Source organism: Sphingopyxis sp. CCNWLW2, assembly GCF_037095755.1.
GTDB lineage: Bacteria > Pseudomonadota > Alphaproteobacteria > Sphingomonadales > Sphingomonadaceae > Sphingopyxis.
Genome location: NZ_JBAWKJ010000001.1, coordinates 1,440,474 through 1,466,595 on the forward strand (window position 1 = coordinate 1,440,474; position 26,122 = coordinate 1,466,595).

General features: G+C 66.2%; 13 protein-coding genes. 6 read left to right on the forward strand and 7 right to left on the reverse strand.

Annotated elements, in window-relative coordinates; translation table 11 throughout:
* Positions 1 to 19: 19 nt before the first annotated feature.
* Both clpB and V8J55_RS06805 read right to left on the reverse strand, forming a co-directional pair.
* Positions 20 to 2,599 carry an ATP-dependent chaperone ClpB gene (gene clpB, locus V8J55_RS06800; RefSeq protein ID WP_336444898.1) on the reverse strand — a complete coding sequence of 860 codons (2,580 nt, stop codon included), beginning with the start codon at positions 2,597 to 2,599 and terminating at the stop codon, positions 20 to 22.
* A gap of 178 nt (positions 2,600 to 2,777) precedes the next feature.
* Complete coding sequence (locus V8J55_RS06805) at positions 2,778 to 4,349, reverse strand: leucyl aminopeptidase (RefSeq protein ID WP_336444899.1); 1,572 nt, start codon at positions 4,347 to 4,349, stop codon at positions 2,778 to 2,780.
* Positions 4,350 to 4,506: 157 nt separating this feature from the next.
* Between V8J55_RS06805 and V8J55_RS06810 the strand changes: the two genes are divergently transcribed.
* The 5 genes from V8J55_RS06810 to V8J55_RS06830 all read left to right on the forward strand — a co-directional run bounded on the left by V8J55_RS06810 (position 4,507) and on the right by V8J55_RS06830 (position 12,053).
* Complete coding sequence (locus V8J55_RS06810) at positions 4,507 to 6,696, forward strand: acylase (RefSeq protein ID WP_336444900.1); 2,190 nt, start codon at positions 4,507 to 4,509, stop codon at positions 6,694 to 6,696.
* Positions 6,697 to 6,791: 95 nt separating this feature from the next.
* Positions 6,792 to 9,671, forward strand: coding sequence for a M16 family metallopeptidase (locus tag V8J55_RS06815; protein WP_336444901.1), 2,880 nt, complete (start codon positions 6,792 to 6,794; stop codon positions 9,669 to 9,671).
* Positions 9,672 to 9,697: 26 nt separating this feature from the next.
* Positions 9,698 to 10,000 (forward strand): hypothetical protein, encoded by a 303-nt coding sequence (locus tag V8J55_RS06820; protein ID WP_037516240.1) that lies wholly within the window; start codon positions 9,698 to 9,700, stop codon positions 9,998 to 10,000.
* A 194-nt stretch (positions 10,001 to 10,194) separates the two neighbouring features.
* Positions 10,195 to 11,388 carry a multidrug effflux MFS transporter gene (locus tag V8J55_RS06825; protein ID WP_336444902.1) on the forward strand — a complete coding sequence of 398 codons (1,194 nt, stop codon included), beginning with the start codon at positions 10,195 to 10,197 and terminating at the stop codon, positions 11,386 to 11,388.
* A 164-nt stretch (positions 11,389 to 11,552) separates the two neighbouring features.
* On the forward strand, positions 11,553 to 12,053 hold the full coding sequence (locus V8J55_RS06830) for a hypothetical protein (RefSeq protein WP_336444903.1): 501 nt from the start codon (positions 11,553 to 11,555) through the stop codon (positions 12,051 to 12,053).
* Between the two features lie 130 nt (positions 12,054 to 12,183).
* Here the strand turns inward: V8J55_RS06830 and V8J55_RS06835 are convergent, their stop codons facing one another.
* The 5 genes from V8J55_RS06835 to V8J55_RS06855 form a co-directional block, all read right to left on the reverse strand.
* Positions 12,184 to 13,722 (reverse strand): amino acid permease, encoded by a 1,539-nt coding sequence (locus tag V8J55_RS06835; protein ID WP_336444904.1) that lies wholly within the window; start codon positions 13,720 to 13,722, stop codon positions 12,184 to 12,186.
* A gap of 124 nt (positions 13,723 to 13,846) precedes the next feature.
* A complete protein-coding gene (gene pbpC, locus V8J55_RS06840; protein WP_336444905.1) occupies positions 13,847 to 15,991 on the reverse strand; it encodes a penicillin-binding protein 1C in 2,145 nt (714 codons plus the stop codon).
* Between the two features lie 190 nt (positions 15,992 to 16,181).
* Positions 16,182 to 22,022: an alpha-2-macroglobulin family protein gene (locus V8J55_RS06845; protein WP_336444906.1), complete on the reverse strand. Its 5,841-nt coding sequence runs from the start codon at positions 22,020 to 22,022 to the stop codon at positions 16,182 to 16,184.
* Positions 22,023 to 22,155: 133 nt separating this feature from the next.
* Positions 22,156 to 22,533 (reverse strand): histidine triad nucleotide-binding protein, encoded by a 378-nt coding sequence (locus tag V8J55_RS06850; RefSeq protein ID WP_336444907.1) that lies wholly within the window; start codon positions 22,531 to 22,533, stop codon positions 22,156 to 22,158.
* A 10-nt stretch (positions 22,534 to 22,543) separates the two neighbouring features.
* A complete protein-coding gene (locus V8J55_RS06855) occupies positions 22,544 to 22,873 on the reverse strand; it encodes a phosphoribosyl-ATP diphosphatase (RefSeq protein WP_336444909.1) in 330 nt (109 codons plus the stop codon).
* Positions 22,874 to 23,043: 170 nt separating this feature from the next.
* Between V8J55_RS06855 and V8J55_RS06860 the strand changes: the two genes are divergently transcribed.
* Positions 23,044 to 26,115, forward strand: a complete 3,072-nt coding sequence (locus V8J55_RS06860) for a TonB-dependent receptor plug domain-containing protein (RefSeq protein WP_336444910.1) — start codon at positions 23,044 to 23,046, stop codon at positions 26,113 to 26,115.
* Positions 26,116 to 26,122 lie beyond the last annotated feature (7 nt).

The following is a 26,122-nucleotide window of genomic DNA, read 5'->3' on the forward strand; positions in this document are numbered from 1 at the left end:
TCCGGACGTCGGCCGACCGCTATGCCGGTTTGAGTTTCAGCGCGCCGTCGCCTTCGTCGACCTTGATCGCCTGTCCGTCCTTGACCTCACCCTTCAGGATCAGGTCGGCGAGCGGGTCCTGCAGATATTTCTGGACCGCGCGCTTCAGCGGCCGCGCGCCATACACCGGATCATAACCGACGCGCCCGAGCCACGCACGCGCGGCATCGGTGAGGTCGAGCGTGACCTTGCGATCGGCGAGCAGTTTCTGGACGCGCGCGACCTGGATGTCGACGATCCCGCCCATATGCTGCTGCGCGAGCCGGTTGAAGAGCACGATCTCGTCGAGCCGGTTTAAAAACTCGGGCCGGAAATGCGCGCGCACGACCTCCATCACCGCGGGCTCGGCCTGTTCGACCGGCGCGTCGTCGGGAAGCGCCGCGATCGCCTGGCTGCCGAGGTTCGAGGTCAGGATGATCAGCGTGTTGGTGAAGTCGACCGTGCGCCCCTGTCCGTCGGTAAGGCGCCCGTCGTCGAGCACCTGCAAGAGGATGTTGAACACGTCCGCATGCGCCTTTTCGACCTCGTCGAACAGCACGACCTGATAGGGGCGGCGGCGCACCGCTTCGGTGAGCGTGCCGCCCTCTTCATAGCCGACATAGCCCGGCGGCGCGCCGACGAGCCGCGCGACGCTGTGCTTTTCCATGAATTCGGACATGTCGATGCGGACCATCGCATTGTCGTCGTCGAACAGAAAGCGGGCGAGCGCCTTGGTGAGCTCGGTCTTGCCGACGCCCGTCGGGCCGAGGAAGAGGAAGCTGCCGAGCGGGCGGTTCGGGTCCTGCAAGCCCGCTCGCGCGCGGCGAACGGCGGTCGAAACGGCGCGGACGGCTTCGTCCTGGCCGATGACGCGCTGAGCGAGCGTGCTCTCCATCGAAAGCAATTTCTCGCGCTCGCCTTCCATCATCCGGTCGACGGGGATGCCGGTCCACTTGCTCACCACCGCAGCGATATCGTCGGCGGTGACTTCCTCGCGCAGCATCGCATTGCCCGCGGCGGCTTCGGCGTCGGCGAGCCGTTTTTCGAGGCCGGGGATGGTGCCGTAGCTGAGCTCGCCCGCCTTCGCGAGGTCGCCGGCGCGCTGCGCCTGGTCGAGCGCCGAGCGCGCGGCGTCGAGCTCTTCCTTGATCTTCGCCTCGGCGTGGATCTTGTCCTTCTCGGCCTGCCATTTCTGGGTGAGGCCCGCCGACTGCTGCTCGAGGTTCGCAAGCTCGGCCTGCAGATTCGCCAGCCGGTCCTTCGACGCGGTGTCGCTTTCCTTGCCGAGCGCCGATTCCTCGATCTTCATCTGGATGATGCGGCGGTCGAGCGTCTCGATCTCCTCGGGCTTCGATTCGACCTCCATGCGGATGCGGCTCGCGGCCTCGTCCATCAGGTCGATCGCCTTGTCGGGCAGGAAGCGGTCGGAAATATAGCGGTTCGACAAGGTCGCGGCGGCGACGATCGCGCCGTCGGTGATCCGCACGCCGTGGTGCAGCTCATATTTCTCCTTGAGCCCGCGCAGGATCGAGATCGAATCCTCGACCGTCGGCTCGCCGACAAACACCGGCTGGAAGCGCCGCTGGAGCGCGGGGTCCTTTTCGACATGCTTGCGATATTCGTCGAGCGTCGTCGCGCCGATGCAATGGAGCTCGCCGCGTGCGAGCGCGGGTTTGAGCAGGTTGGACGCGTCCATCGCGCCCTCGCCTTTGCCCGCGCCGACGAGCGTGTGCATCTCGTCGATGAACAGGATGATCTCGCCCTCGGCGGCCTTCACATCGTCGAGCACGCCCTTCAGGCGCTCCTCGAATTCGCCGCGATATTTGGCGCCCGCGATCAGCGCGCCCATGTCGAGCGACAAGAGGCGGCGGTCCTTCAGGCTGTCGGGGACGTCGCCGTTGGTGATGCGGAGCGCGAGGCCTTCGGCGATCGCGGTCTTGCCGACGCCGGGCTCGCCGATCAGCACGGGGTTGTTCTTGGTGCGGCGCGCGAGGATCTGGATCGTGCGGCGGATTTCCTCGTCGCGGCCGATGACCGGGTCGAGCTTGCCCTCGCGCGCGACTTCGGTGAGGTCGCGGGCGAATTTCTTGAGCGCTTCGTAGCGGTCTTCGGCCGAGGCGGTGTCGGCCGAGCGGCCGCCGCGCAGGTCGTTGATCGCGGTGTTGAGCGCGTCGGCCTTCACGCCGGCATCGGCGAACGCCTTGCCGACCGGGGTGGACGGCGCGAGCACCATCGCAAGCAGCAAGCGCTCGACGGTGACATAGCCATCGCCCGCCTTGCTTGCGACCTGTTCGGCCTGGTCGAGCAGGCGCACGGCATCATTGTCGAGCCCCGGCGTTTGCTGCGCCCCCGATCCCGACACCGCGGCGACCTTGGCGAGCAGCGCGTCGATGCCGGCGACCGCGCGCTTCGCGTCGCCGCCGCTCTTTGCGATCAGGCCCGCGGCCATGCCTTCATTGTCTTCGAGCAGCGCTTTCCCGATATGCTCGGGCGAAATCCGCTGATGGTTCATGCGGATTGCGATCGTCTGCGCCGCCTGCAGGAAACCCTTGGCGCGGTCGGTAAATTTTTCGAGGTTCATTCTGGATAAGCCCCTTTCTCGTCAGGCAAGATAGTGTTGCTTTTTGGCAACACAAGAGCGCTCATACTGTTCCCGCCAAAACCCCGTGTCCCCGCGAAGGCGGGGATCCATCTCCGGCCGGTTCAATCTGGCGCCGACCGGAGATGGGCCCCTGCCTTCGCAGGGGCACGGGCGTCTTTTATTCCCCGCTACGCGCCAATTGGTCGAGCAGGCGGACGCCGAAACCCGTCATGCCCTTGGGGACGAGCGAGGTCGCCTTGTCGGCTTGATTCACCCCGGCGATGTCGAGATGGGCCCACGGGGTCGCTTCGTCGACGAAAAAGCCGATGACGTGCGCGCCGAGGCTGGCGCCCGGTCCTTGGCTCGGCGCGATGTTGCGGATGTCGGCGATGTCGGATTTGAGCTTCTCGGCGTAATTTTTGTGGAGCGGCATGCGCCACAATTCCTCGCCGCTCGCGGTTCCCGCGGCGAGGAGCGCGGCGGCGAGCTTTTCGTCGCGCGCGAACAGCCCGGCATATTGATCGTCGAGCGCGCCAACGATCGACCCGGTGAGCGTCGCGATATTGACGATCGCGCGCGGTTTGTATGTCTGCGCGATATATTCATTGGCGTCGGCGAGGACGAGACGGCCTTCGGCGTCGGCGTTGAGCATCTCGATCGTCTTGCCCGACATGGTGCGGGTGACGTCGCCGGGGCGCTGGGCGTTGCCGTCGGGCATGTTTTCGGCGAGCGCGGCGACCGCGACGACATGCACCGGCGCGCGCGATTTCGCGAGCGACAGCGCGGCGCCGATCACCGAGGCGGCGCCCGACATGTCGCCCTTCATGTCCCACATCCCCGCGCCGGGCTTCAGCGAGATGCCGCCCGAATCGAAGGTGATGCCCTTGCCGATGAAGGCTGTCGGTGCCGCCGGAGCCCCCGCGCCGCGATAGCGCACCGCCAGCAGCCGCGACCCGCGCGGGCTGCCCTGACCGACGCCGACGAGCGTGCCCATGCCGAGCTTGCGCATCGCCGCCTCGTCGAGCACTTCGATGCTGACCCCCGGGGTATTGCCGAACGCCTCGCGCACGCGCGCGACGAAGCTTTCGGGATAGATGACGTTCGCGGGTTCGTTGGCGAGATCGCGCGACAGGCGCACGCCCTCGGCAAGCGGCTTCCAGCGGCCGGTAAAGGCGGCCTCGGCGGCGGCGGGGTTTGCGCCCACGAGCGTCACCGCGCCCGTCGGCGGCGCCTTTTTGTCGACGGTCTTGTACCGGTCGAAGCGATATTGGCCGAGCGCGAAGCCATAGGCGACATCGGCGGCCGACGTGTCGCCGAAGGCGCCGGCAATCGCCACCGGCTGCGCTTCGCTTTTCAGCTCCTGCGCCGCCTTGCCGCCGGCTTCGGCGAGCGCGAGCGACGACGGGGTCCCGCCCGCGCCGACGAGCAGGATGCGCGGATGCGTCCCGATGCCGCGCAAGGACAGCGTCGAACCCGCCTTGCCGTCGAAACCTGCCGCGGCAATCGCCGCGGTGACGGCTTGGCGTTCGCCGCTGCCAAGCGCGATCCCGTCGAGCGGCGGCAGCGTGGCGCCGTTCATCACGACGACGAGTGCGGCGCCTGCGGGCGCGCTCGTCGCAAAGCCGATGGCGCGTTCGGCGCTGTTCGCGGCGGTCGCGGGCGCGACGCCCGACCCGGTAACGACGGACTGCGCCATCGCGGCGGGCGCGAGAGCGAGCGACAGGCAGGCGGAAAGGAGCAGGCTTTTCATGCGCATTTTTCGATAATCCCCGTTGTTCAATGACCTGTGCCCTGCATAGCCATGTGCCGCCCGCCCGCAAATCCGGCTCGACGAACGACAGTCGCTTGCCATCGGACGACATGCCCGTCACATAGCCCTGCGGGCGACGCGCCGAAGAGGACCAGAGATGCTGCGACGGATTTTGCTGGGATTTTTGGCCCTGCTGGTGCTCACCGCCGCCTCGCTCGCGCTCTGGGAGCCGCTGACCACCGAAACGCCCGCCGCGCCCGCCTTCAAGCCCACCGACGTTCGCATCGCGCGCGACAAATTCGGCGTGCCGCATATCTTCGGCAAGACCGACGCCGATGTCGCGTACGGCGTGGCCTATGCGCACGCCGAGGACGATTTCTCGACCTTACAGGAAGTGCTGGCGATGACGCGCGGCCGGGCGGGGGCGATGCTCGGCGAGGATGGCGCGAAGATCGATTATGCCGAGGCATTGCTGGGCGTCCGCGCGGCGACGGCGCGCGACTGGCCGCGGCTGCCCGCCGATGTCAGGGCGCTGTTCACCGCTTATGCCGCGGGGCTCAACCATTATGCGGAGAAGCATCCCGATGAGGTGCGCCTGTCGGGGCTGTTCCCCGCGACCGGCGAGGATGTCGTCGCGGGTTTCGTGCTGCGCTCGCCCTTCTTCTTCGGGCTCGATTCGGTGCTGGGGTCGCTCGTCGAGGACAAGGAGATCGGGCGCGAGGGCGGCCCCGCGCTCGATCGGGCGGGCAAGCTGGTTCCGCGCGAGCTGACCCCGGTCGGGACCGATCCCGCCGATAGTTTGACGCCGGTCGGCCGTGATCCGGCCGACAATGGATCGAACGGCATGGCGGTCGCGCCCGCGCGCTCGACCGATGGCGCGACGCGGCTCGTGTCGAACTCGCATCAGCCATGGACGGGCGGCGTCGCCTGGTACGAACTCGTCGTCCATTCGGAGGAAGGCTGGGATTTCGCGGGTGCGAACTTCCCCGGCTCGCCCTATCCGTTCCTCGGCCACAATAAATATCTCGGCTGGACGAACACGGTGAACCGGCCCGATCTGATCGATGTCTACAAGCTGACCCTCGACGAGAGCGGCGAGAACTACCGCTTCGATGGCCAGTGGCGGCCACTCGAGGAAAAGCGAATCTGGCTGAAGGTCAAGGTCGGGCCGTTCGTGCTGCCGATCCCGCGCACCATATGGCGCTCGGTCCACGGGCCGGTGGTGAAGAATGAAAAGGGCGCCTTCGCGATCCGCTACGCGGGGATCAACCAGGCGAATATGGTCACCCAATATTACCGGCTGAACAAGGCGAAGAGCTTCGCCGAATGGCGTGCCGCGATGGCGGGGCAGGGCGTGCCCGCGACCAATTTCATCTACGCCGATGCGAAGGGCAATATCGGGCTTTTCTATAATGCGATGTTCCCCGATCGCCAGCCGGGGTTCAACTGGCGCGGCGTGCTGCCCGGCGACACGTCGGCGGATTTGTGGACGAAGACCTTGCCGTTCGACCGCGTGCCCGCGCTCGTCAACCCGCGCTCGGGCTATGTGATGAACGCGAACAACACGCCGTGGGTCGCGGCGGGGCCGGGCGACGAACTCGACGCCGCGGCCTTTTCGCCCTTGCTCGGGATCGAGGACGATATGACCAATCGCGCCACCCGGCTGATCACCCTGTTCGAGGCGTCGGGACAGATCGATGAAGCGCGGCTCAAGGCGATCAAATATGACACCGCCTATGCGAAGACGGGCTATGCGAAGGCGTGGATGAACCGCCTGCTCGCGCTCGACACAAAGGGCGACCCGGCGCTCGCGCAGGCGCAAAAACTTCTGCGCCAGTGGGACTGGAACCTCGACGGCAGGGGGAAGGGCGATGCGCTGGCGCTGATGGTGCTTCGCCCCGCGAACGGCAGCCATTACCAGCGCCGCGCCGCGCCCGATCCGCGCACCGTGCTGAAAGAGACGGTCGCGCATCTGCAGGAGCATTTCGACGGGCTCGATCCGAAGCTCGGGACCGTATTGCGATTGCGGCACGGCGAGGGCGCGAACCGCGTCGACCTGCCGCTCGACGGCGGCAACGACACGGTGCGCGCGTCGACCTTGTGGGACGCCGAACCCGACGGGCGGCTGAAGGTGCGCCACGGCGACAGCTTCATCATGTTCGTGACATGGGATGCCGAGGGTCGGGTGCGGTCGGAATCGATCCAGCCCTTCGGGTCGGCGACGACGCGGCCGGACAGCCCGCATTATAACGATCAGGCGCCGCTGTTCGTGGCGCATAAGCTCAAGCCCGTGCTGTTCGATCCGGCGGCGCTGAAAGCGAGCGGCGCGCGCTTCTATCGGCCTTGAAAGCCGGGGAACGCTGTCCTAAACCATTGATACAGTGCCGTCCGGCACTCGGACCTAAGCAGGCCTGAGGCCAGCATCCGAACAAGAGGATTTTCATGCCCCGTTTCCATCGTTTCGCCCTCGCCCTGGCGGTGACCACGTCGCTTGTCGCCGCGGGCCCCGCGTTCGCCAAGGCGAAGGCCGCGAACCCTGCACCGATCGCGGACCTCGTGAAGGCGGTCGATATTCCTTATCAGGCCTTCACGCTCGACAACGGCCTGCGCGTGATCGTGCACGAGGATCGCAAGGCGCCCGTCGTCGCGGTATCGGTGTGGTATCGCGTCGGGTCGAAGCATGAGCCCAAGGGCAAGACGGGCTTTGCGCATCTGTTCGAACATCTGATGTTCAACGGGTCCGAAAATTCGCCCGGCGATTTCTTCGAGCCGCTGCAACAGGTCGGCGCGACCGACAGCAACGGGACGACCAACGTCGACCGCACCAATTATTTCGAGACGGTGCCGACGGGCGCGCTCGACCGCGCATTGTTCCTCGAAAGCGACCGCATGGGGCATCTGCTCGGCGCGGTGACGCAAGAAAAGCTCGATAACCAGCGCGGCGTCGTCCAGAACGAGAAGCGGCAGGGCGACAATAATCCCTATGGCCTGCTGCGCTACGAGATTTTCGAAAATCTCTTCCCGACCGGGCACCCCTATCACCACAGCACGATCGGTTCGATGGGCGACCTCAACTCGGCGAGCCTCGGCGACGTGAAAAAATGGTTCACCGACAATTACGGCCCGAACAATGCGGTGCTGGTGCTCGCAGGCGACGTGAATGTCACGACCGCGAAAGCCAAGGTGCAGGAATGGTTCGGCGACATCCCCCGCGGGCCCGAAATCGCGGCGCCGAAGACGTCGATCCCAACGCTGCCCGCGCCGCTGGCGAAAGAGGTCAAGGATCTCGTTCCGACGACGCGCATCTATCGCATGTGGGCGATCCCCGGCCTCAACGATCCCGAGGCGGTGCCGCTGCAGATGGCGATGGGCGTGCTCGGAGGCCTGTCGTCGTCGCGGCTCGACAATGCGCTGGTGCGCAAGGACCCGGTCGCGGTGAGCGTGTCGGCGGCGGCGCAGCCGTTCGAGGATGCCGGCATATTGCTGGTGCAGGCCGATGTGAAGCCGGGCGTCGACCCCAAGCTCGTCGCATCGCGGCTCGACGCCGAAATCGCGAGCTTCCTCGCCAGCGGGCCGACCGCGGACGAGTTGCAGCGGACCGCGGCAAGCTATCTGGCGGGCACGATCTCCGGGCTCGAATCGGTCGGCGGTTTCGGCGGCAAGGCGGTGACGCTGGCCGAGGGCGCGCTCTATTCGAACAATCCGGCTTATTATAAGGTCGAGCTCGACCGCATGGCGAAGGCGACCCCCGAACAGGTGAAGGCGGTCGCCAACAAATGGCTTTCGCGCCCGGCCTTCTCGCTGACCTATACCCCCGGCGAGCGGACCGAGGGCGGCGAAAATCGCGGCGGCGCGGTGACGGGCGGCAAGGTGGCTGAGCCGATCCAGCCCGACCGTTACTGGAATGACGCGCTCGGCGATGTCGGGCCCGATACCGGCGGCGTGTCGTCGTTCGCCGACCGTTCGCAGCTGCCGGCGGTCGCCGACCTCAAGGCGCTCGATTTTCCCGCGATCGAACGCACCAAGCTGAAAAACGGCGTCGAGGTCGTTTTCGCGCGCCGCACGACGGTGCCGACAGTCAATGTCGCGGTCAGCTTCGACGCGGGCTATGCCGCCGATCCGCACAACGCATTGGGCACCCAGTCGCTGATGCTCAGCCTGATGGACGAGGGCACGACGAGCCTCGATTCGATCGCCTTTGCCGAAGCGAAGGAACGGCTCGGCGCGCAGATCGACGCGACCGCCAATGCCGACGAAACGGTGTTCAGCCTGTTCGCGCTGAAACCGAACCTCGGCGCCTCGCTGAGCCTGCTCGCCGACTATATCCGCAATCCGGCGTTCGATGCCAAGGAGCTCGAACGGGTGCGCGCGCAGCAGCTCAACCGGCTGAAGTCCGAACTCAACAATCCGAACGCGATCGCTTCGCGCATATTGACGCCGGTGCTGTACGGCGCCGACCATCCCTATGGTATCCCGCCGTCGGGCCTGGGCAATGCGAAATCGGTGGCGGCGGTGACGCAGGGCCAGCTTGCGGCCTTCCATTCGGCGTGGATCCGTCCCGACAATGCGCGCATCTTCGTCGTGGGCGACACGACGCTCGCCGAAGTGAAGAAGCAGCTCGATACGACGCTCGGTCAATGGCAGTCGCCCGCGACCGCGAAGCCGGTCAAGCATTTCGAGATCGCGATCCCGGCGCCGAAGCCGCGCATCCTGCTGTTCGACCGGCCGAAGTCGCCGCAGTCCGTGATCCTCGCAGGCAAGGTTCTCGACGCCAAGGGCGGCGACGAGCTCGAAGTGTTGCGCTCGGCGAACGATATTTTCGGCGGCAACTTCCTCTCGCGCTTCAACACGAATCTCCGTGAGACCAAGGGCTGGTCCTATGGCGTGCGCAGCCGCATTTCGGGCGATCAGGACCGGCTGACCTGGATCGCTGCGGCGCCGGTGCAGGCCGACCGCACGGGCGATTCGATCAAGGAGCTGCAGAGCGATCTCAAAAGCTTCCTCGGCGACAAGGGCGTGACGAAGGAAGAGCTCGAACGCACGATCAACGGCAGCGTCCGCGAACTGCCCGGCAGCTTCGAAACCTCGGGCGACGTGCTCGGCGGAATCCGGCAGATCGTCAAGTTCGGCCGCCCCGACAATTATTACGAAACGCTGCCCGCGACCTATGAAGCGATGACCGCGGCCGAAATCGACGCGGCGGCGCGCAAGGCGCTCAGCACCGACGGTCTGGTCTATGTCGTCGTCGGCGATGCCGCGGTCGTAAAACCGCAGCTTGACGGATTGGGTCTGCCGGTGGAAACGGTGTCCCTCGATAACTAACATCAGTTTCAGTAAGGAGAGCCCATATGTCCCAAGTCGATGGCAGCTATGATTGCGTAACCAAGTCGCCGATGGGCGACCAGAAGTCGGTTTTCACCGTGAATAGCGACGGCGGCGGCTTCACCGGCCAGAACGCCGGCGCGATGGGTTCGCTCGATGTCGAAAATGGCAAGGTCGACGGCAACAAGCTGACCTGGACCATGAACATGAAGGTGCCGATGCCGATGACGCTCGAATGCGAAGCGACGATCGACGGCGACGCGCTGACCGGCACGATCAAGGCCGGTGCGTTCGGTTCGATGGCGATGACCGGCACCCGCCAGGGCTGAGCCGCCAGGCACGAAAAGCGAAGGGCCGTCCGCTCCTGTAAGGGGAGCGGGCGGCCCTTTTGCGTTGCATAGCAATGCCCTTTGGCTCCGCGGACCATTGGGGGGCTATCCAAAGCGGCGGCATGGGCGCATAGGCTGCCGCCATGCACAAGCCGGCCCAATCCCCCCAACGGAGCCTGCCGGGCGACCGTGAGATGGTGGTCATGATGGCGATGGTCATGGCGCTCAACGCGCTCGCCATCGATTCGATGCTGCCCGCACTGCCCGCGATCGGCGAGGCGCTGGGTGTCACCGTCGCCAATGATCGCCAGCATATCATTTCGATCTACCTGCTCGGCATCGGCTTCGGCTCGCTGCTGTACGGCCCGCTGTCGGACCGGTTCGGGCGCAAGGGCGTGCTCGTCCCCGCGCTGTTCGCCTATCTCGCGCTCGCGATCGGGTGCGGGCTGGCGACGAGTTTCGCGATGCTGCTCGTGCTGCGTTTCATCCACGGGCTGGTCAGCGCGGCGCTCGGCGTCATCGTCGTCGCGGTGATCCGCGACCTGTTCGCGGGCGATGCGATGGCGAAACGGCTGTCGCTGATCTTCCTCGTCTTTATGATCGTGCCGATTATCGCGCCGACGATCGGCGCCGGGATCGCCGCGGTGGCGGGCTGGCGTGCGATCTTCGTCGTGCTCGCGCTGATGTCGATCGTCATGCTGCTTTGGCTGCGCCGCCTTCCCGAGACGCTCGATCCCGCCGACGTGCGGCCGCTCGACCTCAAGACGATGATCGCGGGCTGGGCGACGGTCACGCGGCATCGCCGCGCCGCGGGCTATATGATCGCGTCGGGGATGATGCAGGGCGCGCTGTACGGCTATCTCAACAGCAGCGAGCAGATCATTTCCGAGGTGTTCGGCGCGCAGGAGATGTTCCCGCTGATCTTTGCGTGCGTCGCGGTGGGGATCGCGATCGCCAATTTCTCGAACGCCGCGATCGTCGAGCGTTTCGGCGCGCGGCGCGTGTCGCAGTCGGCGGTCTTCGCTTTCATGGCGACCTCAATCCTGCAGATCGTCGCGGCGCTGAGCGGGGTCGAGACGCTCTGGATGTTCACCGCTTTGATGATGGTCAACGTCGGGCTCGTCGGCTTTATCGGCAGCAATTTCGGGTCGATCGCGATGGAGGATTTCGGCCATATGGCGGGCGTCGCCTCGTCGTATCAGAGCTTTGCCAAGACGCTGCTCGCGGCGACCGTCGGCGCGACGATCGGCCAGCAATATGACGGCACGACGCTGCCGCTGGCCTATGCTTTCCTGATCAGCGCGGTGGTCGGTCTCGCGCTCGTCTTCTGGGCCGAGCGCGGCAAGCTGTTCACCCGGCCGGGAACGGCACCGAAATCGCCTTATTAGCGGCCCTGTCGGCTTGAGCCGACGTCCGTCCGCTTTGGGGTGGTGAGCGGACACGGAACCCACCAGTCGATGTGCGTTTAAGCAGCGCACAGATCCAGCCGCACAGCTTGCGAAGTTTGCTTGGGATGGGCTAGCGTCGCGAGATGATAATTCACGGTGCAAATTTGACCATTGATGATCGTCAAACGGACTATGACTTCGCATCGGTCGCGCTTTTCCCGACAGTGCTGAAGATAGATCGAGTGGAGCAAGGCGTTCTCGATCACTGGTTTATTCGTGATCCTGGACCGCATTTTCTTCTAAGAGTCACCCCCGACATGCTGTTGTCGGCGCTCAAGGATAGCAGTTTCGAGCACTGTGAAAGTGGCCATGATCTCGGTCAAATGTATTGGTACGGTGGGGCCGCCGGACGTGACGGAACGGGAAGCAGAAGCGTAAGCAATTTAAATGTGGCTTTCGAAACTTCCCCAGACCGCGAGCGTCTAAAATTGGGCGTTTGCGGCAGCTTGATCGACCGCGAGCAAATCATATCTGGCGCATTGCCTCCACCACAGCATTTAAGATTTCAGCTCTTGATGTCGTTCCCTTTGAACGACCTCCACGAGCTTTCTGAATACTGTCCAGAACATAGAGCGAGCATTTCCGAAGCGCTCGCGCCGAGATAGTCTAAGCAGGCATTGCATCGCCACACGGGAATATCGAACGTCCGCAACCGGTCGTTAGCGGACTTGTTCGATGCACCGGCCAAAAAGAAAGGGGGCCGAAGCCCCCTTTCCCTTAGCATCATTTGAACCGTCAGTTGAACGACGGGGCCGGCGGAACGGGCGGCGGCGGTGCGTCGGGGTCGTCCTCGTGTACCTCGATATGTCCCTGACCTACATGGCTGCGCGAGCGGCTGTAGGCGAAGTAGACGACGAGGCCGATACCCGCCCAGATCAGGAAGAGGTTGATGCTCTTCTGGTCGAGGTTGAAGAAGAGATACAGACAGCCCGCGATCGCGATCGGCGCCGTGAGATAGATCAGCGGCGTCTTGAACGGACGATGGCGGCCGGGATCGGTCTTGCGGATCACCATCACCGCGATCGACACCGCGGCGAATGCGAAGAGCGTGCCCGAGTTCGAGATGTTCGCCAGCTGCCCGACAGGGAAGAAGGCGGCGAACAGCGCGACCGCGATGCCCGTGATGATCGTGATCACGTGCGGCGTGTTGAACTTCGGATGGATCTTCGAGAAGGCCTGCGGGAGCAGACCGTCGCGGCTCATCACGAAGAAGATGCGGGTCTGGCCGAACATCATCATCAGGATGACCGACGGCAGCGCGAGACCGGCAGCGAGGCCGATCAGGTTGCCGATCTGCGGCCAGCCGATTTCACGCAGCGTCCACGCCAGCGCTTCCTTCGAACAGACCACCGCCTGATCGCCGATCGCACCGCACGCGGCGGCGAGTTCGCGGCTGCCGGGTTCGAGCGCATGACCCGCGGCGGCATCGATGCCGACCGGCTGTGCGCCGACCGAGCCGATGACGCCGGCGGCGACGAGCAGGTAGAAGATGGTGCAGATCGCAAGGCTGCCGATCAGGCCGATCGGCATGTTGCGCTGCGGGTTCTTGGTTTCCTCGGCCGCGGTCGAGACCGCGTCGAAGCCGACATAGGCGAAGAAGATCGACGCTGCGGCGGCGCCGATGCCGCCGATGCCGAGCGGTGCGAAGGGTTCGAAATTCTCCATGTTCATCACGGGAACCGCGAGGATGATGAAGAGCGTCAGCGCGGCGACCTTGATGACGACGAGGATCGCGTTGATCGTCGCCGATTCGCGCGTGCCGATGACGAGCAGCATAGTCACGACGCCCGCGATGAACATCGCCGGCAGGTTGATCATCCCGCCGTCGAACGGCCCGAGCACCCATGCCGAGGGTATGTCGATACTGAACGCATGTTCGATCAGCCCGACGACATAGCCCGACCAGCCGACCGAAACGGCGCCGGCGGCGACCGCATATTCGAGGATCAGCGCCCAGCCGACCATCCATGCGATGAGTTCGCCCATCACGGCGTAGCTATAGGTATAGGCCGAGCCCGATACGGGGACCATCGAGGCCATTTCGGCGTAGCAGAGCGCGGCGAAGGCGCAGACGAAGCCGGCGATGATGAAGCTGATCATCATGCCCGGGCCGGCCTTTTGCGCGGCCTCGGCGGTCAAAACGAAAATCCCCGTTCCAATCACGGCGCCGATCCCCAGCATGGTGAGCTGAAAGGCGCCGAGCGTGCGCGTAAGCGACTTTTTTTCCGCTGTCGCCAAAATGGCATCCAACGGCTTTACGCGGTCAAATAACATAGTCATCCCCTTGGGGGCGGCTGAACTGCCGCCCGTCTCATGGCGGGGCAGACTAGACGCTCCACGCGTCAGCGCAACTTAATTTCATGGGTCCCGCGCGGCATTCGACGCGGACCAGGGCCGCTTACCGTACGGTAAAGCGCACTCGGTCAATCATTCGGCCGCCTGGATCAACCAGCGTCAGCATATGGACGCCGGGGCGCGGCAGGATTTGCTGTCCAGCATCGGCATCGCCGAGCGTCTTTTTGTCGAGGATCAGGCGGTATCCGGTCACCGATCCGCTGACGATGACTGCGAGCCGCTGACGGTCGATCGGGATGTCGGGGTCGAGCGCATAGACGCTGCCGCTGACCGGGCTGGTTATACGCGGGCGGCGCGCGGCCTGCGGCGCGGCCGCCATTTCGGTTTGCGCGGTGCCGCGGAGGAAATATTCGCGGCGCGGGGGTTCGCGGGTGCCCGAAAGCGTAATCTGGCGCGCCTCGACGCCCGCGGGCATCGCGGGTGCCCTGCCGGGGCTACCGGCGTGGAGCGCGAGCATCACGTCGCGCCACACCGGCGCGGCGCCCGAGGTGCCCGAGACCGCGCGCATCGAATCGCCCTCGAGATTGCCGACCCACACGGCGACGGTGAAGCGGTCGGACCAGCCGATGCACCAATTGTCGCGCATGCCTTTCGACGTGCCGGTCTTGGCGGCGGCCCAGAAGGGGAGGCGGAGCGCGCTGTCGGCGCCGAAGGCATCGGTGCGGGCGGAAGCGTCGGCGAGGATGTCGCCGACGATGAAAGCGGCGGCAGGGCTGACGATCTGACGGGAATCTTCCGTTTTTTCGCCGGCCAAGAAATGTACGGGCGACCAGCGGCCAATATTGGAGAAAGTTCTAAAGGCGTTCGCTTGTTCGACGAGCGACACTTCGGCCGAGCCGAGCGCGAGGCTGAAGCCGTAATATTCGCCGTCCTCGACGAGGCCGTGGTAGCCCAAGGCCCAGAGGCGGTCGCGGAATTGCTGGACGTCGTCGATGACGAGCGCGCGGACGGCGGGGACGTTGAGCGAGCTGGCGAGTGCGTGGCGGACGCTGACCGGGCCCTTGAAGCTGTGGTCGTAGTTTTTGGGGACATAGAGGCCCGAGGCGGTGTCGAGCTGGACCGGGCTGTCGTCGAGGATCGACGCCGCAGTGAGCCAGCCATGTTCGATCACCTGCGCATAGAGATGCGGTTTCAAGGTCGAGCCCGCCTGCCGCCGCGCGTTGGCGCCGTCGACTTGCGATGCGGTCGATTTGAGGCCGACGCCGCCGACATAGGCGAGCACTTCGCCGGAGGCGTTGTCGAGCACGACGACCGCACCGTCGCGCACGCGGTCCGAGCCCAGGCCCGCGAGCTGGCGGCGCAGCGCGACGATCGCGGCGGTCTGGATGCGGCGGTCGATGGTGGTGGTGACGCGCTTGCCGGGCTGGTCGAGCAGGCGGACCGCGAGGTGGGGGGCGAGCCCCGGATCGAAGCGCGCGGCGTGCTCGCCCGAGACGAGCGTTGCGGCGGCGGCGCGGATTGCGGTGCAGTCCTTCGCTTGCGCGACACGGCAGGCGCGGCGGCCGAGCGCCTCGGCGCCTGCGGCGGGATTGGGGAGGAGTCCGGCGAAGAGCGCGGCGTCGGTGCGGTTTAGCTCGGCGGGCTTCTTGCCGAACAGGCTTTGCGCGCCGGCACCGATACCCTGCGCCTCGCCGCGCAAGGGGAGGAGGTTGAAATAGGCTTCGAGCATCTGCTCGTGCGACCAGTTTGCCGCGAGCGCCTGTCCGGCGCGCATCTGGCGGAGCTTGGTGCGCCAGTCGCGCTTGCCGGGCTGCGCGAGGCTGGGGTCGAGAAAGGCGGCGAGCTGCATCGCAAGCGTCGAGGCACCGCGCGAGCGGTCGCCGGTCCCCCCCAACATCGTCAGGCGCGCGCGGACGGCGCTTGTGATCGCAAGCCAGTCGACCCCGCCGTGCGACCAGAAGCGGCGATCCTCGCTTTGCACCACGGCGGTGCGGACGGCGGGGCTAATGTCCCTGAGCGGCACCCACGCGAGGCGGCGGCGTTCGAAATTGACGCGTTCGCTGTCGAGCAATTGGCCATCGCGGTCGTAGAGCCAGGCTTCGCTGGGCTTCCAGTCGGCACGGACCGCGTCGAAGGCGGGCATCGCGGGCGGTCGGGTGAGGAGGTGGGCGATGGTGACGAGGACGAGCAGGCCGAGCGCGGTCCATGCGAGAATGTCGCGCCAGCGGCGTTTGCGGGATAAATCCATCGGCTAAATTAGCGCGTGCTCCCGCGAAGGCGGGAGCCCATCTCCCGCCGGAGCGAGTTCGAACCCACCGGAGATGGGTCAGTATCGGGTTGAACATGCCCCGCATGTTCAAGGATCGTCCGGGGGACGATCCGACCCGATGCTCCTTCGCGGGGACGCATGGATAGGGTGGCGTGAACGTGTGAAGCCATCACTGCCCCACGCTCGCCACCGTGATCGGCGCGTTCGGCCACTGGCCGCGGATCGCGGGCGAATACATCGCCTCGACGCGCGTCGGCGGCAGGGTGAAGCGGCCCGAGCCGTTGAGCCGCACGACATATTCGACCGCATGGGTGCCTGCGGGCATCCAGCCGAAATAGCCGCGCCAGCTGTCCTTGCCGCGCTCGACATAGCTCGGCTGCGCGCCCGATCCGCTGGCCTGTTCGGCCAGCATTTCGGACTGGCCGCCGAGGTTGCCGACGATCGTCGCGCCCGGCGCGATCGGATCGTTGATCACGACCCACGTCCGGCCGGCGGCCGCGACGACCTCGATCCGCACCTTGATCACATCGCCGCGCGTCAGGCGGTCCTTGTTCGCCGCCTTGACGATGCTGACCGAGCGCTTGATACGGTAACCCGCGTTGAGCGGTTCCTTGAGCGGGACCGCGGCCTTGACGCTGACGGTGGCCCATGGCGCGCCGGTGCCTTCATGCTTCAGGCTCATCGTCGCGGCGTTCAGCGCGACGCGGAGCGGCGACACGGGTTCGGTCGGAAGCGGCCAGCTTTGCGAGGCGGTGCCGCCCGCGAGGCCGATGTTGGTGACGCCGGTGATCGCGCTGGCCGGATAGAGGTCGGCGAAGCGGCGGACGGTGACCGCGCCCCAGGCGTTGGCGGGGGTGGTGTCCCAATGGCCTTTGCGCTGGCGCTGTGCGACGCCGACCATCAGCTTGCCCGCGTCATCCTCCCAGCCTTTGCGGCCGAGTACGGCTTCCAATGCCTTGATCGCCATTTCGTCGCCGCTGGTCATCATCCACCAGGGCGCCTTGGCATCGTCGACGAGGTCGAGGCGCGTGCCTTCATAGACGAGGCGTTTGCGCAGTTCGGCCTCGGCCGCGGTGCGCAGCGCGGGGGCATTCCGCACGCCCGGCGTCTTTTCGATCGCGACGAGCCAGTCGGCGAGCGTGCCGGTGGCCATGTCGACCGGCGCGACGTCGATCGCGGCGACGAGGCTTGCGCTCGAGGCGTTGTTGCGGGCGAGCGCGGCGAGCGCGGCGATGCGCACGGGGCGGATATCCCACGGGCCATAGCCCTTGCGCGTCAGGCGCCCTTCGACGACCGCTTGCAAGGCTTTGACCATCTTGGCTTTCGACGCCTCGGGGACCGCGAAGCCGTTCGCGGCGGTCACGCTCATCACATAGGCGGTGAGCTCGATCGATCCTTCCATCCGTTCGTTCGGCCAGTAGCGGAGCAGCCCGTCGTCATCGAGATAGGTCGGCATCGCCCCCGCGAGCGCCTGCCAGCGTCCGACATCGCCGAGCGCCACCGCGCGCGACGTCTGCTGTTCGAAGCAGGTGTAGGGATAGGCGCTCATATAGTCGCGCACGCCGGTGAGCGGCGGCGCGAGCGTGCCGGCGAGCGCGATATCGACGTAGCCCCCGGGCAGCGCGCCCGCGGGGATGGCGATCGGCAGCGTCGTGTTCGGGCCGACGCGGAAGAGGCTCGCGGCCCAGGTTTCGACCGGCACCGCGGGTTCGACCGTCTGTTCGAAGACGAGGCGGTCGCGGGCCTTGCCGCCCTTTTGCGCCGCCTCGACGGTCCATTCGATCGGACCGGTGGTCTCGGGCGCGGTCATCGACCAGCTGATCGGCACCGCGCCGCCCGCCGGAATAGTGACGGTGAGCGGCGGCGCGGTCGCGACGGCGGGCGACAGCGTCGGGGTCGCGGTGACGGTCATTTCCTTGTCGGTGCCGTTGCGCAGCGTGAAGCGCGCGTCATAGGTATCGCCGGTGCGCACCAGTTCGGGCATGCCGGCGAAGACGCCGAGATCCTGCACGGTGCGGACAGTCGTCTCACCGGTGCCGAAATATTGCGATCCGTCGGTCGCGATCGCGACGAGGCGGAAGCCCGAGAGATTGTCGGACAGCGGCACGTCGACCGTCGCGCGGCCCTTGGCGTCGAGCGGAACATTGCCCTTCCACAGCAAGACGGGGCGGAAATCCTCGCGCGTCAGGCCCGACAGGTCGCCGCCGCCACCGCCGCCGGGTTCGAGCGCCTTGCGGCCATAATGGCGCTTGCCGACCACCTGCATCTGCGCGGTCGAGGTGAGCACATCGAGCGTGCGTTCGCCCATCATCGCGTCGATGACCTGCCAGCTTTCGTTGGGGGCGAGCTGGAGCAGCGCCTCGTCGACCGCGGCGAAGGCGACGTCGGCGTTTTTCGGCGCCTTGCCGCCCGGGGTCTTGACCTCGATCGCGACCTTCGCGGTTTCGCGGACCGAATATTTCTCCTTGTCGGCCTTCACCTTGACGCCGAGTTGGTGACCTTCCCAGCCGACCTTGATGCGCGCGATGCCCATGCGGTAGCTCGGTTTCGCAAGGTCGACGAGCGCGGTCGGCGGGGCGCCCTCGCTATTCTCGATCTTGAAGCCGACCGCGCGTTTCATCTTGCGGAACCAGCTTTCCTCGCCGGTGACGCGCCCGCGCACCGCCATCACCGAGACATAAACGTCGGGGGCGTAGGTCGCGGGGAGCTTGACCTTCACGACGGGGTTGGTGCCCTTGAGCGGCACGACGAAGCTCGACAACACGCCTTCGCGTTCGACGGTGACGAGCGCGGTCGCTTCGCGGAACGGCATGCGGACCTGGAAGTTCGCGGTGTCGCCCGCGGCATAGCGCGGCTTTTCGGCGATCACGTCCATGCGGTCGCCATTGTCGCCGCCGAACCACCAGTCGTCGTCGCCCGCGAGCCACACCGAGCGCACCGCGCGCGCTTCGTTGCCACCCTCGTCGAGCGTCGTCGCGACGACGGTGACCTCGCCCGAGATGCCCGGCGCCATCGCGCAGCTCGCGCGGCCGAGCTTGTCGGTGGTCGCGCTGCATGTCGCATCGAGCCTGGTCGTGCGCATCTGGTTGTCATAGGCGTAGAAGCCGCCGATCAGGCGGCGCCGCGCGGTGATGATCTCGCGGTTATAGAGCGCGACCTGCACGCGCTGACCCGCAATCGGCTTGCCGTCGAGATCGAGCGCGATGAAATTGAGGCGGAGGTCATTGTCGCGCATCAGCCAGCCGTCGGTCTTGAGCCCGAGACGCACGGCCGACGGGTAAAGCGTGATGCGGCGGCTCGACGTCAGCGTCTCGCCATTCGCGTCCTCATAATCCATTTCGGCCGCCATCAGCGTCGGTTCGGTGATCGGCTGGTCGACCGTGACATTGGTCGTCGCGGCACCATTGGCGTCGAGCTTCAGCGGCACCGAGCGCGCGAGCGGCAGTTCGGCGCCGGGTTCGTCGCCGCTGTCGTCGAGCTGGACGACGCCTTCCTTCACCGGCTGGCCGTCGAAATCCCAATCCTTGTAATCCTCGGGCGGCGACCAGCTTGAACGGAAATTGGTGCGCAGTTCGACCGGAATGTTCGGCGCGGGGCCGCCCGAGAGATAGCCGACAAAAAGGCTCAGCGGCACCGCGGCGGGGCGCACGAGCGCGGTCTTCGGGCCGGTGATCGTCGCCTTCATCGTCGGCAGGCGATATTCGTCGACCTTGACCGACTGGCCCGACCAGATCGTCTTGTCCTCGCCATCCTTGTCCTTGGTGACGAAGACGAGCTCGTAATCGCCCATCGGGGCCGAGGCGGGGACGTTCCACACCGTCTCGCCGCTGCCGGTTGCGGCAATGCTGAAGGGCATTTCGAATTCGGTATCCGAGCCGCGGTGGACGAGGCGGAGCTTGCCCGCGAGCGGTTCGGGGGTGCGGAAGCCGAGGCCGACGGGGCGGCGCAGGATGTGCTTCATATGCACCGTCTCACCCGCCTGCACGAGCGCGCGGTCGAAGATTGTGTGGAGGATGTCGTTGCGCTCCGACCAGCCATAGGGGAGGTCGAAGTCATAGGGGCGGATGCCGTTGCCCCAGTCGGTGAGCGTGAAGCTGAAATCGTCGCCCGCGCGCGCAGAGACCATCAATGCGTGGCCTTCGCTCTTCGACGGATCGGGCGTTTCTTCGCAGCTCGAATAGGTTTCGGGCTGCGGCAGCCCGCCCGCGAAGGCGAGACGGCCCGCCTTGTCGGCGGTGCCGCGCGCGAGCAGGCGGCCGGTGCAGGCGTCGGTGACGCGGATTTCGGCGCCCGCAACCGGGAGGCCGCTATTGAGCGATGTCACCCATGCGAGCGAGCCTTCGCGGCCCCATTTGAAATGCACCGCCATATTGGTGACGAGCGCCGCGGTCGCGACATAGCGCGTCGACTTGCGGCCGAGCAGCGCGGCGCCGAGTTCGGGGCTCGCGATCTCGACGACGTGGAAGCCCTTTTCGGCGAGCGGGATGCCGACGACCTCGAATTCCTTGCCGCCCGCGGGGGGCGACAATTGCATATCGCGGCGTTCGCCGCCCGCGGGCGCACCCGCAAACACCGATTTGGTACCGGTGTAATTGACCGTCACGTCCTTGCCCGCGGCGTTCTTTTCCTCGCGATAGTCGGTGTCGTCGGCGTCATCGACGCGCTTCAGCCAGCGCGCGATCGCGGCATCGTCGTCGCCGACCTTGAGTGCGGTCGCGGGCATTTTGAGGTTCGCCTGGACCATCGTGCCTTCGACTCCGCGCACGGTGACGGGCAGCACGCCGCCCTCGCCGGCTTCGAGGATGCCGAATTCGGCGGCGAATTTGACCAAAGGCGGGGCGCGGTCGATGTGGAATTTCAGCGGGAAATTCGACTGGTTCTGCAGCTTGCGGCCGCTCTGGTCGGTGACGTTCGCGGGCAGCACGAGCGTCGCGTCGACATTCTGCGGCAGCGGGCCGGTGAAGCGGACCGTGGTCAGCCACGCGTCATTCCTGTCGTCGTCGTCGACCTTCGGCGTCAGTTTCTTGCCGTCGGCGGTGCTCAGCGTCGCGGCGAGGATGGTTTCGCGGGCGACGGGCGAGGCGAAGCTGAGGACGACGTCCTTGATCGGGTTGCAGCCTGCCTGCGGATTGATGCGGCTGCACGACATTTTCGCGGTGAAGGCGGGGCGGACGTCATGGTCGAAGCGCTGGTCGCGCCCCGCGGTGCGGCCGGGGACGCCGGCTTGCGCGATGCGGGCGTCCCAGACGAGCGCCATCTCGCGGCCGGGGGGCAGCGGACGGCGGCATTTGACCGGGACGATGCGGTCGAGCGCGGCCTCGCGGTCGGCGCCCGCGGCGGGGAAGCGCTGCGGCAGGCCGGCGTCATAGGTGAAGGACTGGCGCGACCAGTTATTGTCGCCGAGGCCGGTCAATATCTCGGTCGCGGTGCCCCGCGGCAGGACGTCGACCGGGATTTTCTCGCCGATGCCGTCGACCGCGCAATAGGCGAAACGGCCGACCGAGGCGCGGTCGGCGGCGACGTTGGTCGCGACGAGGAAGATCTGATCCTCCTCGATGCCGCCGTCCATGCCGCCCGCGAGCACGGCGCGCGCCGAAGGTCCGCCGGTGTCGAGCGCGAAGCGGCTGTTGCCCGCGACCGACACGCCGCGCGCGGTCTTGAGCCCGTCGCGCAGCTCGACGTGGCAGGCGAGCCCGCCGGGGAGCGGCTTGTCGAATTCGAGCACCCAGGTACGCGTGTCGACCCAGCGGCCGGTCGCGGGTAATTTGCAGTCGTTGGTCGCGGGCGCCGGGGCGCGGGGGTCACCGAGCGGGACCATGTCTTCGGAGAAGCGCAGCGTGAAGCGCGTGATCGTGCCGTCGCCGGTGCCCGAGCTGCCCGGGGTTGCAAGCGTGACCTGCGGGACGGTGTCGGCGGCGGTCGCGGCCATCGCGAGCGTGAGGGGCAGGATCAGCGCCAGTTTTGCCTTGCCGACCAATGCCGTAGCCAGCGCGCGCCATCCCTTGCCCATCGTCAACTCCCCGTTCGGTCCGAACATCTATCCTGCTGGAAACAGGGAACAGAGTCCACCCATCGCCGCATATCGCACACGGTTAGTCGCGGTCCGCGAAATTGCTGTGACCGCCGTCATAGAGGCCGAAAGATCAGCGCGCGAGCATCGGCCCGAGCGGCTGTCCCGCGAAGATATGGACGTGGAGGTGCGGGATCTCCTGATGGCTGTCGAGGCCGACGTTGGCGAGCAGGCGGTAGCCGGGCGCTACAAGCCCTTGATCGCGCGCGATCTTGCCCACCGCGCGGATAAAACCCGCGATTTCGGCGTCGCTGCCGCGCTCGGAGAAGTCGTCCCAGCTGACATAGGGTCCTTTGGGGATCACGAGGATGTGCAGCGGCGCCTGCGGGTTGATGTCGTGGAAGGCGAGCGCAAATTCGTCTTCATAGACGGTTTTCGACGGCAGTTCGCCGCGCAGGATGCGCGCGAAGATGTTGCTGTCGTCATAGGGGAGGGTGGCGTCGATCGGCATGCGGAGTTCCTTATTGTCGGCCGGCTTTTTCGGTGTGGCCCGAGGTGCCGTGGCGGCGGTCGAGTTCGGCGGCGATCATGTCCCATGTCAGCCCGCGCTCGGCGAGCAGGATCGACAGGTGGAAGATAAGGTCGCTCGCTTCGCCGATCAGTTCGGGATCATCCTCGCTGACGGCCGCGATCACCGCCTCGACGGCTTCCTCGCCGAGCTTTTGCGCGATCTTGCCACGGCCTTTCGCGGCGAGGCTTGCCACGTAAGACGCCTCGGCATCGCCCGCCGCGAGGCGGTCGTGGATGACCGTTTCCAGCCGCCCCAGCATGTCGCCCATTGCCTTGCTCATCGCCCGATCCTTTCGCGTGCGTGCCTAGCGGCGCGGCGCCGTCCCGACAAGCGGGTCTGCAGGGCCTCAAAAACTTACCGCGGCGTAAACCATATCGAAACGCCTTTACGCGTAAATTCCGCCCTGCCGGGGGGCGAGATCAACTTTTAAATCGGACGAAGATTATGAAAATGGGCACCAACCCCTCGGTGTTTCTGGCTGCAACGGCCTCGGTGATCGCGCTGGCGGCTTCGCCCGCGACGGCGCAGACGAGCGGCGACGAAATTATCGTCACCGGCTCGCGCATCGCGAAGAGCGAATTCACCAGCGCCGACCCGATCCAGGTCATCGACCCCGAAACGGCCAAGCTGCAGGGGCAGGTCCAGCTTGCCGATGTCTTGCAGTCCACGCCGGCGGCGCAGGGATCGATCCAGATCACCTCGGCGATTTCGAACCGCTTCGTCGCCAATGGCGGCAACGATGTGCAGACGGTGTCGCTGCGCGGGCTCGGTCCCGAGCGGACGCTCGTGCTGATCAACGGCCGCCGCGCGGGGCCGGCGGGGATTCGCGGCGCGGTCGCGCCATTCGACCTCAACGTCCTGCCGCTGTCGGTGGTGCGCCAGGTCGAGGTGCTCAAGACCGGCGCCTCGTCGATCTATGGCTCGGACGCGGTCGCGGGCGTGGTCAACATCCTGACCCGTAACGATCTCGACGGGTTCGAGGGCGGCGGCTTTTCGTCGATCACCGAGCATGGCGGGGGCGAGAGCTATGGCGCCGACGCGAGCTTCGGCAAAAAATTCGATCGCGGCCACATCTTCGCGACGGTCGATGTTTTCCGCCAGCAGAATCTGACGCGCCGCGACCGCGGCTTTCTCTTCTGCTCCGAAGAATATCTGAAGCGCGAGGCCGACGGCAGCCGCGCCGATATCGTCGATTTCCGCACCGGGCGCCCGGCGTGCAGCAGCACGCAAGGCAACCAGATCGCGTTCAGCGACTTTTCGGGGGTCGATCAGAACGGTTTCCCGACCTTCGGCCCCGGGCTGATCGCGCCGAACGGGCAAGCGATCCTGTCGGGCCAATATGGCAGCGAGTTCGCGGGGGTCGGCATTCCGATCAATGCGTATAACCCGATCGGGGTATTCGGTCCCGCCAATTTCTTCGGGGTCAATTTCGACGGGCCGTCGACCGGCGCGCTCAACCAGTTCGAGCCGGCCGAGCAGGATATGGACGTGTTTTCGGGGGTGCGCCGGATCAGCGCCTTTGTCGAGGGCGCCTATGATGTGACCGACGGCATCACCGCCTATGGCGAATTCCTGTTCAGCAACCGCAAGTCGCACAATAATGGTTTTCAGCGGATCGAGCTCCAGCAATTCACCGGCGCGTCGATGCTGCCCTTCTTCCTCTGCGATCCGACTGCATATAATTGCGACCCCAATGACATGGGCGATCCGCTCAACACCGAGTTCGGCGGCAACATCATCCTGCGCCCACGCGTGCTGGTGAAGACCGAAAGCCAGGCCGACGTCGACTATTATCGCGGCGTGTTCGGTCTGCGCGGCGACTTCGGCGGCGGGTGGAAGTGGGACGTCCACGGCCAGCACAGCCGGTCGGACGCGCGCTATACGCAAGACGTCATCTATCAGGACGCGATCGCGTCGCAGACCTTGCGCACGCGCTCGTGCGCCGGAACGGTGACCGCGATCCGCGGGGTGCCTTGCATCGATATCGACTTTACCGACCCGCGCGTGCTGCGCGGCGATTTCACCCCGGCCGAACGGGCTTTCCTGATGGGGCGCGAGACGGGTCGAACCCTGTTCAAGCAGACCTCGGCCGAGGCGTTGCTCACGGGCAAGCTGCTCGATCTGCCTGCCGGACCGGTTGGCGCGGCGTTGGGGGCGAATATTCGCCGCGACGAGATCAACGACACGCCGGGCGAAGCGACGCTCGCGGGCAATGTCGCCAACTTCACGACCTCGGGCATCACCGCGGGGCGTACCGTGTCGAAGGAAATCTTCGGCGAGGTCGAGGTGCCGCTGCTGCAAGGCGTGCCGATGATCGAGCGGCTGACGCTGTCGGGCGCGGCGCGCTACACGCATGTCGAGGCGACGCGCCGCGACGGCGTCGAGGACAAGTTCAGCGACACGACGTGGAAGGTTGGCGCCGACTGGGCCGTGACCGACTGGCTGCGCTTCCGCGGCACCTGGGGCACCTCGTTCCGCGCGCCCGCGCTGTTCGAGCTGTTCCTCAACGACCAGACCGGCTTCCTCGGCCAGCAGACGATCGATCCGTGCGTCCAGACCGCTGCGCGGCTCGCTTCGGGTGCGATCAGCCAGCGCATCTTCGACAATTGCGCCGCCGACGGCATCGGCCCCGCTTTCGCCGGCGGCATCGGCCCCGCGACGATCGTATCGGGCGGTGGCATCGGCCGGCTTCGCCCGGAAACATCGACCGCCAAGACGGTGTCGGTGATCCTGACCCCCGATTTGTCGGGCGCGCTTTGGGGCGGGCTCCGCACCCGGCTTGCGGTCGATTATTTCGACATCAAGGTGAAGGACGAGATCACCCTGCTCGGCGCCGGGAATATCCTGCGCGGCTGTTATGATTCCGATGTCGCCGACGAGCCGCTGTGCGGCCTGTTCACGCGCACCGCGACCGGTCCCGACCGGCAGAGCGTCGCGAGCGTCACCGACCGCTATGTCAATATCAGCCGCCAGCGGAACCGCGGTGTCGACCTGTCGCTTGCGGTCGATCAGGACCTCGGCAACCTCGGTTCGCTGGCGTTCCGCGCGCAGATGACCTGGCAGGTGAAGGACAAGGTTTCGCTCTTCCCCAGCACCGAGGTCGACGACAATGGCAAGATCGGCAATCCGAAATGGGTCGGCGATTTCAACCTCGGCTGGACGAAGGCGGGGTGGACGCTGTTCTACGGCCTCGACGTCACCGGCGCGGCGTCGAACATGAAGGATCTGCTTCGCGCACAAGGCGGCGATGCGTGCCGCACCTCGGGCTTCCGTCCGGGCGGGCGTTTCTGCCCCGACGTCAGCGTGCCCGCGACCTTCTATCATTCGCTGTCGCTGAGCCGCGACGTCGCCGAGCGTTTCCGCATCACGCTGGGGGTCGCGAACCTCTTCGACACGCCGCCGCCGCGTGTGTCGACCGTCGTCACCGCGACGCCGCCGGTGATCGGTCAGGCGCCGGCATTCGGCACGCAATACGACTATCTCGGCCGCCGTTTCTTCCTGAGCGTGCGCGGCAGCCTGTAAGCCCTCT